Origin of the sequence: Limnospira indica PCC 8005, from assembly GCF_000973065.1 — a bacterium.
GTDB classification, from domain to species: Bacteria; Cyanobacteriota; Cyanobacteriia; order Cyanobacteriales; family Microcoleaceae; genus Limnospira; species Limnospira fusiformis.
Window position 1 is genome coordinate 5364580 of record NZ_FO818640.1, and the last position, 11990, is coordinate 5376569.

Here is an 11990-nt window from a genome sequence, read left to right on the forward strand (position 1 = left end):
ACTTTCGCTCGCCCCCCCTGGCTGTGCGTAGGGTGCGTCACATCCGATCAGCCACTGGGAAAACGAAAAACTTGCGCTATGTGACGCACCTTCTGAGGCCATGAAACACACAAGCCAACTTTCGCTCGCCCCCCCACGCCATAAAACACACCGGGATATTACACCCGCCCCTACCCCATCAATTCCCAACATAACTCCCGAAAGCGATCGCCACGATGTTCAAAACTGCGATACTGGTCAAAACTAGCACAGGCGGGGGAGAGCAAAACAGCCTTAGCTTGGAACACACTAGCCAATTCCGCCGCGCGGGGGATGGCATTTTCGAGAGTTTCCACAATTTCGACATTGTGATAGTCAGTTTCCTGTAACCTTTGAGCAAAGGTGGGGGCTGCCGTTCCGATTAATAAAACCGCCGCCGCTTTTTGGTGAATAGTATTAATCCAGTGGGTATCATCACCAGCTTTAGCTTCTCCACCAGCAATTAAAATCACAGGTGGTTCCACTGCGGCCAATCCGACCTGAGCCGCATCATAATTAGTAGCCTTGCTATCATTAATCCAGCGAATTCCCATCCAGGTGTTAACCTCTTCGAGGCGGTGAGGAACTCCAGGAAAAGTAGAAATAGCGTGAGCAATTGCTTCCTTGTCAATTCCGGCTATTCGGGCTGCGGCTACAGCCATAAGTAGGTTTTGGCGATTATGGTCTCCCACCATTTTCAGCGAGTCAACTGGTGCGATCGCGCATCCGTTTTGGTAGACCCAGTTTTCTTGAATATATACACCCCTCTGGCGATCGCCCAATAATTCCTCAGCACCATTAACGCTAGTCCAGACAGCTTGTGGCCAGAGTTCCGGTGCGGCTCGCCGGAGATAAGCGTCATCACCATTAAAGACCTGCACCTGGGAACGTTCCATTAAACGAGCTTTAATCCGAAAATAATTATCTAGCGTGTAATGGCGGTTAAGATGATCTGGGGTAAAGGTAGTCCAGATGCCGATTTGAGGCGCGAGGGTTGATGATGACTCAATCTGAAAACTGCTAATTTCAGCAATGACCCAATCTAAGGGTGTCGAGGAGTTTTGTTGTTGTTGCAGCGCCAACTCACAGACAGCATTACCAATATTTCCGCAAGCCGGGGCCGCACTTCCCGCCACTTCAAATATTTTAGCAATCAGGGCCGTGGTAGTAGTTTTGCCGTTAGTCCCCGTAATTCCCACCCAAGGGATATCCTGGAGATTTCGCCAAGCCAGTTCCATTTCGCCGATAGTTTCTATACCCAGACTGCGGGCGGTTTCCAATGCTGGCAAATCCCAGGGAACCCCGGGACTAACCACTACCAAATCTGGTGCCGTGTCGGGGTCGAAATTCTGCCCCAAATTAACTGTAATTCCTTCCTCAATGAGGGTCTGACACTGTTGCTGTAGAGATTCTGATGTGTTGCGATCGCTAACAGTTACCTGCCATCCCTGAACCTTTAACAGGCGCGCCGTGGCATTTCCTGATTTTCCCAGACCAATAATATGAGCGTTGGGCATTGTATCCTTACCCTGCACCTTGATTGAGCATTTTTGATTCTATCAGAAGAGGCTGATTTTAAGTGACCTTAGGGGAGTTTATCCGGTTATTAATATTTTTGGCGTTTAATTATATCATAAAAAATTATTTTGTCAAGTTACTTGACAGATTGTAACAAAAACGTTACATTGGTTAACATAAATTAATAAACGGGATTACCCCAAGAAGTTCCCACTGACCTTGGTGAAACTTTCTTAGTAGTAATTCTGATGCAATTATCGGAGGATAAAAAATGGTTATTTTAGCAGCTTTATTTATCAGTGGTTGGCTGGCTGTTTCTGTAATTGGAACTATGGCTTATTTTCGTGGTGAACAGTCCAAACCCATCCACATGAGAAACTGGAACTTTGATTCCTTTGACAGTCTTTCTCAGGCGTTAACAGGTGTAGCCGTAGACTATAGCCAACGGGTTCCTGCTTACAGTATGGATGCTTACCGCAGCCAGAATTTCTCCAAGTAAATTCTCTTCAGTCACCAATAGCTTTTAGACTCTCTTCTTGAGGGCAATCCTAACGGGTTGCTCTTTTTTTTTTATAGTGATATAATCATCACCCGTGGGGGGTAATTAGTTTTTAGTCTCTACCTTGAGGAGCATCATAATTTGATGTCAATTATCATGTCAAGGCGGGTTGAGAATGCGGGTTAAGAATCAAGAATATTTTAATCCCAGGACTCCATAGAAGAATCAGAAGTTTGATTATCCAAAGGTAAAGCATCAACAGATAATTGTTTGAGTTCGGGAAGTTTTACCACTTCTTTTTCAGTTTGTTTAACATTAATAGGTAACTGTAAAGGTTTGACCTTCTCAATCCAACAACTAGCCAGAGGTAAAGTTTGTTCAAGTTCATCAAGGGGACGAGGGATGACCATCACTGCATTTAATTCGCCAATGCGTTCAGCCTCATACATTCCAGCTTCTAAAGCCACTGCTACATCAGCAACCGAACCCCGAATAATAGCAGTACATAGTCCCGCGCCAATAATTTCATAGGAAGCGAAATAAACATCTCCCGCCTTCAGCATCGCATCAGCCGCGCCGACCATAGCAGGAAATCCTCTCGTTTCCAATAAACCTACGGCTTGATTACTGAGGCGAGAGTGACCGCCACTGGCTGCTAATTGGGAGAGACGAGACCCAATCGGTAAAACATACTCTAAGTTAGGGAGAGGCCTAGCAATGACTAGGGAAGAAACAAACTGATTGAACTGTTTAGCAGTATCAACTCCGGTTTCAATGGCTAGGCGGATATCAGCAATACGACCGCGCACAATAGCGGTACAGTAGCCACTACCGATTTTTTCATACCCAACCAGGTGAACACCTGCAGATTTCAGCATCATATCAGCAGTGCCGACGATCGCTGGAAAACTGCGGGTGGAGATTAACCCCAAAGCAGTATCTTTAAATTCTGGCTCAGTATTGCGCCTTTGGGGAAATGAGGTTTGCAAGTGTTCATCCATGACTGTATTTTACCTGCTAGAGAGAAGACTTGAGAATCCCGATGGATTAATCTGGGGATTTTCGCGTTCATCAACCCCAGTTTCTCTCAAAAATTAGGGGGTTTTCTATGGGGGAGCAAAGTCTTTAACAACTCATTGATTTGAGTTTGTCCGTAGACCTGCGGACCTTTGCGAATTGAGGGTTCTGGTTCTGGTTCTGGTTCTGGTTCCGGTTGGGGTTCTGGTTCCGGTTGGGGTTCCGGTTCCGGTTGGGGTTCCGGTTCCGGTTGGGGGATGAAATCAACCTCAGTAGCAGAAAAATTGACCTGACGAGATTGATCACCAATTAATGAACCGGAAGCTACAACGTGCTGAGATGGGATATCAGAATTAATCAAAGTTGACTCTGAACCAATACAAGCCAGAGCCCCAATTTTTCCAGCACCGACGATGAGTACAGTAGTACCAATACAGACACCCTTATCTATTTCTAGGATACCCTGATCAGCATGAATAATAGTCCCCATACCAATACAGACCCCAGCAGCGATCGCAATTTGGCTATCAGGAGCGGCGGTAATTACCACTCCTGGGGCGATGGCTACACTGGGGTCAATGGTGACATCGCCACTCACATAGTAAGCATAATCCGGGTGATGGGGTGGCGACATACACATTCGGCTTGAACCTCTGAAAAGTAAACAGGGATTTTCGAGAGAGTTAATTAAGGTCGTTGGATAATTTCCTCAAGAACCCGACGCTTGGCTTGAGCATCAATACCAATCAAGCGAACATACTCACCGCTATGTTCCTGCATACAGCCTTCTAGGGCTGCCATAACCTCCCGTTGATTATTAGAGTCGATGGGGGTACAGCTACGCCAGGACCCCGTGCGGAAGCGACGCTTATCAGCGTGTTCCGTGCCAATTTTATAACCCTGAGCCAGGAGGTTTTTAACTTGCTCAATAGTTTCAGAAGTCAAACTACTATTAGCAGATGAGTAGGATGATTGAGCTGAACGACTAGAGGGCGCAGGGGAAGCCGCGCTAGGACCAGGGGTAGCAGAAACCCTACCGTCAGGTCGTTGGATAATCTCTTCAACCGCCCGCCGTTTAGCTTTTTGGTCAATGCCAATTAAGCGGACATATTCCCCTGTATGCTCGTTCATGAAGGCATCTAATTGACTGAGAACAGCCGAAGCACTGGAGCTGTCAATTTGGGGACCACTACGCCAGGAACCCGTGCGGAAGCGACGCGCGTCGGCGTATTCCGTGCCAATTTTATAGCCTTGGTTCAGGATTTGGGAAACCTTTTGTGCCAAGTCAGAACTACCAGTAGCAGTAGTTCTGGAGGGGCTGGCTGTGGAAGCTGCGGCATTGGAGACCTGACCGTTAGAGGACTTACTAGCGACAGGACCATCAGGACGTTGGATAATTTCTTCAAGTACCCGGCGCTTGGCTTTGCTATCAATTCCCAACAGGCGGACATATTCGCCTTGATGGTCTTGCAGACAGGCGGCTAAGGCTGATACAACTTCGCTGGTGTTGCGGGAGTCAATGGGAGCGCAACTGCGCCAAGAACCTGTGCGGAAGCGACGTGCGTCGGCGTGTTCGGTACCAATTTTATAGCCTTGGGCTAGAAGTTGGCTGATGGTTTGTACCGTTTCTGGGGGAATAGGCCCTGCGCCTAGGTTGCTATGTCCGCCAGATCTAGCGCGGCCACCATTACTGCTGCTTCCCTTAGTTTCATTTCGTAGGGGACTGATGCAGGCGAGGTTTTCTGAACACTGATAACCTGCTGCTAATGCTTGGTTAACTCCCACCACATGAGTTGAGAATTTGATATCAGTATCTGTTACGCTCGGTAAGCGATCGGCTTGTTGTTGGTTAGTGATAATTGCTCCTGAGGGAACATATTTTCCGGGGGGAATTTCCACATCTTGGATGAGGGCGTGCATCATGACAATACAACCATTTCCGACTCTGGCATTGAATACAGTAGAGCGGAAACCAATAAAGCAATTGTCCCCGACATAAGCCGGACCATGAATCAGAGACAAATGGGTGATTGAGGAATTTTTACCAATCCAAACGGAGTAGGATTGACCATCATCTCCTTTGACTTTGCCTTCATCTAAGCCGTGAATAACAACGCCATCTTGAATATTGGACTCATCGCCAATATAAAAGGGGAATCCTTCGTCAGCGCGGATAGAGGTTCCCGGGGCGACCAGGACATGAGCGCCGATGCGAACATCACCGATGATATTCGAGAAGGAATGAACGTAAGCTGTGGGGTCAATTTTGGGCTCCGCCAGGTTTTTAGACCAGGGTGTGGGAGGAGCCGCATGGCCTTTAACTGCCATAACTGAATTTCTCCTAACTAACTTTTTATAGGGTTGACTTTTGGTGGTACGGATAATCGATGAATTATCCCTGTAGGGGCTGGTTATTCGGTATTTTCGCGCCTTCGGGAGTATACTTGCAAACCTCCCCGTACCAGGCTTTGGGGTTAACCCAGCTCTGTTGCTCAACCTAAACGGTTCTGCTGTTTTTGACTGTAAATCTGGCCATTAGCAGTGCTAACGGTGTCAATAATGGCAACTACGGCTGCATCACTGGGTCGATTTTCGCTTCCAGGAATTTGGCGAGCCGCACTTCCGAGACTAACCAGAACCCACTCACTAAAACCCGCACCCACATAGTCGCACGCCACTTCATATTTTGATGTTGGCTCTCCCTGTTCATCTAAGAGTTGCAATAGCAAAAACTTGGAACCTCGGAGACTGGGTTCCTTCTGGGTACTAACAACTGTGCCAATAACTCTGGCAATTTGCATCTTAATTTGATGTTAAGGAACTGTACGGCAGGAACATTTTTCCCCCCGACTGAGCAGGAAAATAGATGGGGTCAATTGGTAGATTGACCTACTACGGGCGAACTATGCAGTCGGTTCGGGCTTGGCTGTGGTTGAACTACATACCCCTAGGGGTCATTGGAGTTAACCTACGGACGGTTAAGAGGACGTATCCCGGCGACGCTTTCACGGAATTGTTCTACCGCTTCGGTGTAACGAATTGGTAGGACATATTCTAGGTTTTCATGGGGACGGGCAATAATATGGGTGGAAAGAACTAACCCACCATTTACCCGTCGCACCGACTCGGTTCCGGCGGAGACAGAAGCCTGAACTTCTGACACATCTCCGCGAACAATGACGGTGACACGACCGCTACCGATTTTTTCGTAGCCTACTAAGGTTACGCGGGCAGCTTTTACCATGGAATCGGCTGCCTCTACTACCGCTGGAAAACCCAGGGTTTCTATCATGCCAACTGCAATGGCCATAGTATGTTTTGACTCCTGAACCTCGATTTGATTACCACGCCTAGATGTCGCACAGAACACTGGTTTCTACTCGGTTCGGCTCTGATGGCTTCTCAGACAAGCTATCAACTCCCTGATCCTAATTTTCAGGGAGGGAGTTTTCAGAACTTAGAGACAAGATTGGCCTTGTCTGTACGACTTTTTCGGCGATCGGGTGAGGGGGTTAACGCTTGCCCCATTACGTCTAGTAGGACCGGAACTGTTCGACCGCATCGGTGTAACGAATTGGTAGAACGTACTCTAGATTTTCATGGGGACGAGCAATGATGTGGGTTGATGATACTTCTCCACCATTCACCCGTTTGACTGACTCAATGCCAGCGGAAACTGATGCTTGTACCTCGGAGACATCTCCTCGGACAATCACGGTCACACGACCGCTGCCAATTTTCTCATATCCGACTAAAGTAACGCGCGCGGCTTTTACCATGGAGTCGGCTGCTTCTACAACAGCCGGAAAGCCTATGGTTTCAATCATTCCAACAGCGATGGACATCTTACAACTACTCCTAATTACGGACAGACTGAACTCAACTGGGCAAATCTCTTGCTAACTGAGTCCCATGACCACAAAGACTAATGATTCTTTTTGTGTATGCGGAAAAATTTTTCAACCTCCCTCAAATTATAAGAATACGAGAATTGTGGCTTCTTTGACAATATTAATCTGGATTATAATTTCTCATGTTCGAGATTATTTTTATTGATTGTTAATAGAAATTAAGGTTTTTTAAACAAAGTTAATATTTGGAGACAAAAATGCCGATTTATCTTGACTTTTGTAACAACTTGTGCTATATCCCAAAGGCAGACCCTAGGTAATTTGACTAGAAATGGCTGGTTATTGGGGATGAATTTGACGATTAGCTCTGTTTAGGACGGAAATTCTGATATATTAATCTGAGGGTTAATATTTCTTTATGTAAGTTAAATGATTCAGTTCCTCCTACAAGCTAGTTGGTGGATACCCATATATGGTCTCATGGGGGCAGTGTTGACCCTTCCTTGGTCAACGGGGTTAGTCCGACGCACAGGGCCAAGACCAGCAGCCTACTTTAATATATTGATGACTTTAGTGGGTTTTATCCACGGTGCGGTAATTTACCGATCTATCTGGTCAATGCCGGGTCAACAAATTCACATTGCATGGTTACAAGCTGCGGGATTAGACTTATCTTTTGTCCTAGATGTTTCTCCCGTAAGCCTAGGAGCCGTGGAACTGGTCACAGGTATCAGTCTAGTGGCTCAGGTTTATGCCTTGGGGTACATGGAAAAAGACTGGGCGACGGCTCGGTTTTTTGGTTTGATGGGCTTTTTTGAGGCGGCAGTGAGTGGTTTGGCTTTGAGTGACTCGCTGCTACTTAGTTATATTTTGTTGGAATTGCTGACTCTCTCAACCTATCTACTGGTGGGTTTTTGGTATGCTCAACCCCTGGTAGTCACGGCGGCGCGAGATGCGTTTTTAACTAAACGAGTGGGAGATGTATTGTTGTTAATGGGGGTGGTTTATATCGGCACGATCGCCGGTAGTTTAAACTTCTCGGATTTAGAACTATGGTCGGAAACCCACAATTTACCACCCCTTACGGCGACTTTATTAGGATTAGCCCTAATTTCTGGACCTATTGGCAAATGCGCCCAATTTCCCCTACACCTATGGCTTGATGAAGCTATGGAAGGTCCAAACCCGGCTTCTCTACTCCGAAATTCGGTAGTAGTGGCGGCGGGGGCCTATGTTCTGATTAAACTACAACCAATTGTCGCGCTGTCTCCGGTGGTGTCGGACACTTTAATTGTGTTGGGAACAGTAACGGCTATTGGGGCTTCTTTGGTGGCGATCGCTCAAATTGATATCAAACGAGCGCTTTCCCACTCTACTAGCGCCTATTTGGGTTTAGTGTTTGTAGCCGTAGGTCAAAGCCATGTGGATATAGCCCTGCTGTTACTATTCACCCATGCGATCGCCAAATGTCTGTTATTCATGAGTGCAGGTTCAGTAATTTTGACCACCAACACCCAAGACATGACCGAAATGGGGGGATTATGGTCTAAAATGCCTGCCACCACCACTGCATTTATTGTTGGTGCATCAGGAATGGTAGCCGGATTACCTTTAGGGATGTTCTGGACTTTCCGAAGGTGGGTAAGTGGTTTCTGGACTGTACCACCTTGGTTATTGATTTTGTTGCTGCTGGTGAACTTCCTCACCACCCTAGGATTAACCAGAGTTTTCGGCTTAGTCTTTACTGGTCAGTCGCAACCGAAAACCCGACGCGCCCCAGAAGTCCTGTGGCCGATGGCTTTACCAATGGTTTCCATGACTATTGTGACTCTGTTAGTGCCGATGATGCTACAAAGCTGGCAACTATTACTGAGTTGGTCAGGAACCTTCGTAGAAGCGCCCGTCTCTGGAGTCCAAGAAGTAATTAACCATGTAGCTTTACCCCTGTTGTTGGTCTCAAGTGTATTAGGGGTGGGTATAGGTAGCAGTATTTATGTATACGGGCCGGGGAGAGAACCATATAAATTCCCCTACCAACCCATACAGGATTTACTCGCTTACGATTTCTATATCGATCGCCTTTACGATCTGACCGTTGTATTTTTGGTTAATCGTATCTCCGCCATCAGTTATTGGATCGATCGCTATATCATCGATGGGTTTGTCAACGGCTTAGGTTTAGCCACCCTCTTTAGCGGTGAAGGACTTAAATATAGTATTTCTGGACAATCACAGTTTTATGTCTTCACCATAGCCACTGGTATAGCCGTGTTGTTGATTTTAATGCTGTGGCAATTTTAGACCCCTTCCCGACCACATTAACCGTAAAAATCGATGCTAAGTGTTTTAATTTGGATTCCGCTGTTAGTTGCCCTCCTGATTGTACTCTGGCCGAACCTCAGCCCCCAATTATCCCGTCAAATCTCCCTATTAACCGCTGGGGGGTTATTGGTGTGGTCTCTAACTTTGGCGAGGTTATTTGATCCGACTGTAGCCGATCTACAGATGGTAGAACATATTACCTGGATTGAACCCCTCGGCTTAAATTACTATCTGGGGATAGATGGTTTATCCTTGCCGTTGGTGATTATCAATGCCTTATTAGTGGCGATCGCTATTTGGTCTTCTGACTTAGACATTTCTCGACCCCGGCTATATTATCCCCTGCTGTTGATTATCTTTGCCGGAGTCGCTGGCACCTTTTTATCCTCCAACCTGCTGCTGTTTATACTGTTTTACGAAGTCGAACTAATTCCCCTGTATCTACTCATCGCCATTTGGGGAGGCAAAAACCGAGGCTATGCAGCCACCAAGTTTCTGCTTTATACAGCAGTTTCCGGTCTGTTAATTTTAGCCGCCTTTTTAGGCATAGTCTGGTTAACCAAAGCACCGGATTTTGATTTGGATACCCTCAGAACTTCCACTTTGGGAGTGTCCGCATTACCCCTCACTACCCAACTAATTCTACTGGGGGGACTGGTAATCGGATTTGGTATTAAAATCCCCGTAGTCCCCTTTCATACTTGGCTACCCGATGCCCATGTGGAAGCATCAACCCCTGTATCAGTTTTATTGGCGGGGGTATTATTAAAGTTGGGAACCTATGGTTTACTAAGGTTTGGGGTCGGTTTATTTCCAGATGCTTGGAATGCGATCGCCCCTTATGTCGCCAGTTGGGCAGTAGTTAGCGTTTTATATGGTGCTTCCTGTGCGATTTCACAAAAAGATATCAAGAAGATGGTCGCCTATAGTTCCATCGCCCACATGGGTTATATTATCCTAGCTTTTGCCGCCGCCTCTCCCCTCAGTTTACTCGGTTCAGTCATGCAAATGGTTAGTCATGGCTTAATTTCTGCCCTGCTATTTTTAACAGTGGGAGTAGTTTACAAAAAATCGGGAAGTCGAGATATCGATGTGATTCGTGGCTTATTAAACCCTGAACGCGGTTTACCTTTAATCGGTAGTATAATGATTGTCGCGGTTATGGCTAGTGCTGGTATTCCCGGTTTAGTGGGATTTGTATCAGAATTTCTTGTCTTTAGAGGCAGTATGGAAGTGTTCCCCGTGCAGACTCTTCTGTGTATGGTGGGAACTGGTTTAACTTCTGTTTACTTTCTGATTATGATTAACCGTGCCTTTTTTGGTCGCTTGTCCGAGTCAGTCATTAATTTACCAAGGGTACAATGGCGCGATCGCATTCCAGCTATAGCCTTGGCTGTGATTATCACCTTTCTAGGACTACAACCGACCATCCTAGTTAAATGGACTGAAAGCACCACATCAGCACTCATGTATAAGCCCCCAATTGTAGCTCAAATTGAATCAAATGTCAAGGCGATCGGCTTAAATTAATCTCGTCACTCAATCAAAATTGCCCACCATCTAAACTTGTGAATTTATCCACTATGACCAGCAATCAAATCCACCCATTGTTCAAATATATTGAACGCTTAGAAGCTGGTGATGCCTTATTACCAGACTCTCCCCAAAACCTCCTTGAAGTAGTTGGCATCCTCAAAAGTTACGGCATAGTTTTAGATGCCTACTCCGACAACCTGATTTATGTGGCTGACCATCAATTTTTAGTATTTTTCCCGTTTTTTAAATACTTCAATGGCGATTTAAATATCCCCAAATTGCTCAAGTATTGGTGGCACGATCGCATTAATTATGAATATGCCGAATATTGCATGAAAGGGATGTTATGGCATGGGGGAGGCGGACTAGATTCTTACTTGGATTCATCACAATTCCAACAGTTAGCAGAAGCAGCTATTCAGACTAAATTTAAAGGCAATAGTTTCATTCTGCTACTACATCAGATGTTCCCAGAATTTCTACCCGAACAAGTACGACAGTCAGCCTATTATAGCGCTTTGGGGCAATTTTGGCGAGTCATGAGTGATATTTTTATCTCCCTTTCTGACCTCTATGACCAAGGGGAAATTAAATCCATTCCCGCCGTAGTGCAGCATATCTTAGATGGATTAGTTGCCGCGGCCAATAAGCCAATTACTTATGGCGTTAAATTGGGGGATAAAACATTAGATATCATCCCTAAATCTGCCGGACTCACATTTTTAATGGATACAGCAGTTCCCTATGTAGAAGCCATTTTTTTCCGTGGTACACCCTTCCCGGGTACAGTATCCTATAACGCTCAAGTTCATCAAATCCCCAACCTACAAAAAGAATTTACATACGGTGCTTTATACGCTGACCCCCTCCCCATTGGTGGTTCCGGTATTCCCCCCACTCAATTAATGCAGGATATGCGCCATTTTTTACCTGATTATCTCCACAATATTTATAATAATAGTTGCCGAGGAGAGGATGATTTGCGTGTGCAAATATGCCAAAGTTTTCAAAAGTCTATGTTTTGTGTCACGACAGCCGCCATTAAAGGACTAGCACCCTATCCCCTGAACACTGACGACCCCGAACAAAAAAAGGCTAATCGCGCCTATCTGGAAAATTGGTTAAATCGGTTTACCACTTCCCGTTTGTCTGAGGTTAATCAACCTACTTCGACAGATTTTCAACCGTTTCTAGTGCGTTCATAGTTCATCTCAATTGGCAAATTTTTA

At 45.9% G+C, this 11990-nt stretch carries 11 protein-coding genes; 4 read left to right on the forward strand and 7 right to left on the reverse strand.

Features of this window, described 5'->3' with window-relative positions:
* Positions 1 to 170 precede the first annotated feature (170 nt).
* Positions 171 to 1535, reverse strand: a complete 1365-nt coding sequence (murD, locus tag XZ46_RS23640) for a UDP-N-acetylmuramoyl-L-alanine--D-glutamate ligase (RefSeq protein WP_006623505.1) — start codon at positions 1533 to 1535, stop codon at positions 171 to 173.
* 272 nt (positions 1536 to 1807) lie between these two features.
* Here murD and XZ46_RS23645 point away from each other — a divergent pair, with 272 nt between their 5' ends.
* Positions 1808 to 2035: a photosystem II protein, Psb35-related gene (locus XZ46_RS23645; protein WP_048895273.1), complete on the forward strand. Its 228-nt coding sequence runs from the start codon at positions 1808 to 1810 to the stop codon at positions 2033 to 2035.
* A 200-nt stretch (positions 2036 to 2235) separates the two neighbouring features.
* On the opposite strand, the gene ccmO is transcribed toward XZ46_RS23645, so the two are convergent.
* The 6 genes from ccmO to XZ46_RS23675 form a co-directional block, all read right to left on the reverse strand.
* Entirely contained in the window at positions 2236 to 3036 is an 801-nt protein-coding gene (ccmO, locus tag XZ46_RS23650; RefSeq protein ID WP_006623507.1) for a beta-carboxysome assembly protein CcmO, read from the reverse strand.
* An 86-nt stretch (positions 3037 to 3122) separates the two neighbouring features.
* Positions 3123 to 3692 (reverse strand): beta-carboxysome scaffolding protein CcmN, encoded by a 570-nt coding sequence (ccmN, locus tag XZ46_RS23655; RefSeq protein ID WP_006623508.1) that lies wholly within the window; start codon positions 3690 to 3692, stop codon positions 3123 to 3125.
* A 47-nt stretch (positions 3693 to 3739) separates the two neighbouring features.
* Positions 3740 to 5380: a beta-carboxysome scaffolding protein CcmM gene (gene ccmM / locus XZ46_RS23660; protein ID WP_006623509.1), complete on the reverse strand. Its 1641-nt coding sequence runs from the start codon at positions 5378 to 5380 to the stop codon at positions 3740 to 3742.
* 164 nt (positions 5381 to 5544) lie between these two features.
* Positions 5545 to 5853, reverse strand: coding sequence for a beta-carboxysome shell vertex protein CcmL (gene ccmL / locus XZ46_RS23665; protein WP_006623510.1), 309 nt, complete (start codon positions 5851 to 5853; stop codon positions 5545 to 5547).
* A 167-nt stretch (positions 5854 to 6020) separates the two neighbouring features.
* Entirely contained in the window at positions 6021 to 6362 is a 342-nt protein-coding gene (locus tag XZ46_RS23670) for a carbon dioxide-concentrating mechanism protein CcmK (protein WP_006618785.1), read from the reverse strand.
* A gap of 223 nt (positions 6363 to 6585) precedes the next feature.
* A complete protein-coding gene (locus XZ46_RS23675; protein ID WP_006618784.1) occupies positions 6586 to 6897 on the reverse strand; it encodes a carbon dioxide-concentrating mechanism protein CcmK in 312 nt (103 codons plus the stop codon).
* Positions 6898 to 7332: 435 nt separating this feature from the next.
* On the opposite strand from XZ46_RS23675, the gene XZ46_RS23680 reads away from it, so the two are divergent.
* The 3 genes from XZ46_RS23680 to XZ46_RS23690 are packed head-to-tail and all read left to right on the forward strand — an operon-like array spanning position 7333 to position 11966.
* Complete coding sequence (locus XZ46_RS23680) at positions 7333 to 9204, forward strand: NAD(P)H-quinone oxidoreductase subunit F (RefSeq protein ID WP_048895274.1); 1872 nt, start codon at positions 7333 to 7335, stop codon at positions 9202 to 9204.
* A 33-nt stretch (positions 9205 to 9237) separates the two neighbouring features.
* Complete coding sequence (locus XZ46_RS23685; protein ID WP_008055184.1) at positions 9238 to 10755, forward strand: NADH-quinone oxidoreductase subunit M; 1518 nt, start codon at positions 9238 to 9240, stop codon at positions 10753 to 10755.
* A 53-nt stretch (positions 10756 to 10808) separates the two neighbouring features.
* Positions 10809 to 11966 (forward strand): CO2 hydration protein, encoded by a 1158-nt coding sequence (locus XZ46_RS23690; RefSeq protein ID WP_008055182.1) that lies wholly within the window; start codon positions 10809 to 10811, stop codon positions 11964 to 11966.
* Positions 11967 to 11990 lie beyond the last annotated feature (24 nt).

Coding starts and splice junctions, on each gene's coding strand:
- murD (WP_006623505.1), bottom strand. CDS start 1,535: ATGCCCAACGCTCATATTATTGGTCTGGGAAAATCAGGAAATGCCACG.
- XZ46_RS23645 (WP_048895273.1), top strand. CDS start 1,808: ATGGTTATTTTAGCAGCTTTATTTATCAGTGGTTGGCTGGCTGTTTCT.
- ccmO (WP_006623507.1), bottom strand. CDS start 3,036: ATGGATGAACACTTGCAAACCTCATTTCCCCAAAGGCGCAATACTGAG.
- ccmN (WP_006623508.1), bottom strand. CDS start 3,692: ATGTGTATGTCGCCACCCCATCACCCGGATTATGCTTACTATGTGAGT.
- ccmM (WP_006623509.1), bottom strand. CDS start 5,380: ATGGCAGTTAAAGGCCATGCGGCTCCTCCCACACCCTGGTCTAAAAAC.
- ccmL (WP_006623510.1), bottom strand. CDS start 5,853: ATGCAAATTGCCAGAGTTATTGGCACAGTTGTTAGTACCCAGAAGGAA.
- XZ46_RS23670 (WP_006618785.1), bottom strand. CDS start 6,362: ATGGCCATTGCAGTTGGCATGATAGAAACCCTGGGTTTTCCAGCGGTA.
- XZ46_RS23675 (WP_006618784.1), bottom strand. CDS start 6,897: ATGTCCATCGCTGTTGGAATGATTGAAACCATAGGCTTTCCGGCTGTT.
- XZ46_RS23680 (WP_048895274.1), top strand. CDS start 7,333: ATGATTCAGTTCCTCCTACAAGCTAGTTGGTGGATACCCATATATGGT.
- XZ46_RS23685 (WP_008055184.1), top strand. CDS start 9,238: ATGCTAAGTGTTTTAATTTGGATTCCGCTGTTAGTTGCCCTCCTGATT.
- XZ46_RS23690 (WP_008055182.1), top strand. CDS start 10,809: ATGACCAGCAATCAAATCCACCCATTGTTCAAATATATTGAACGCTTA.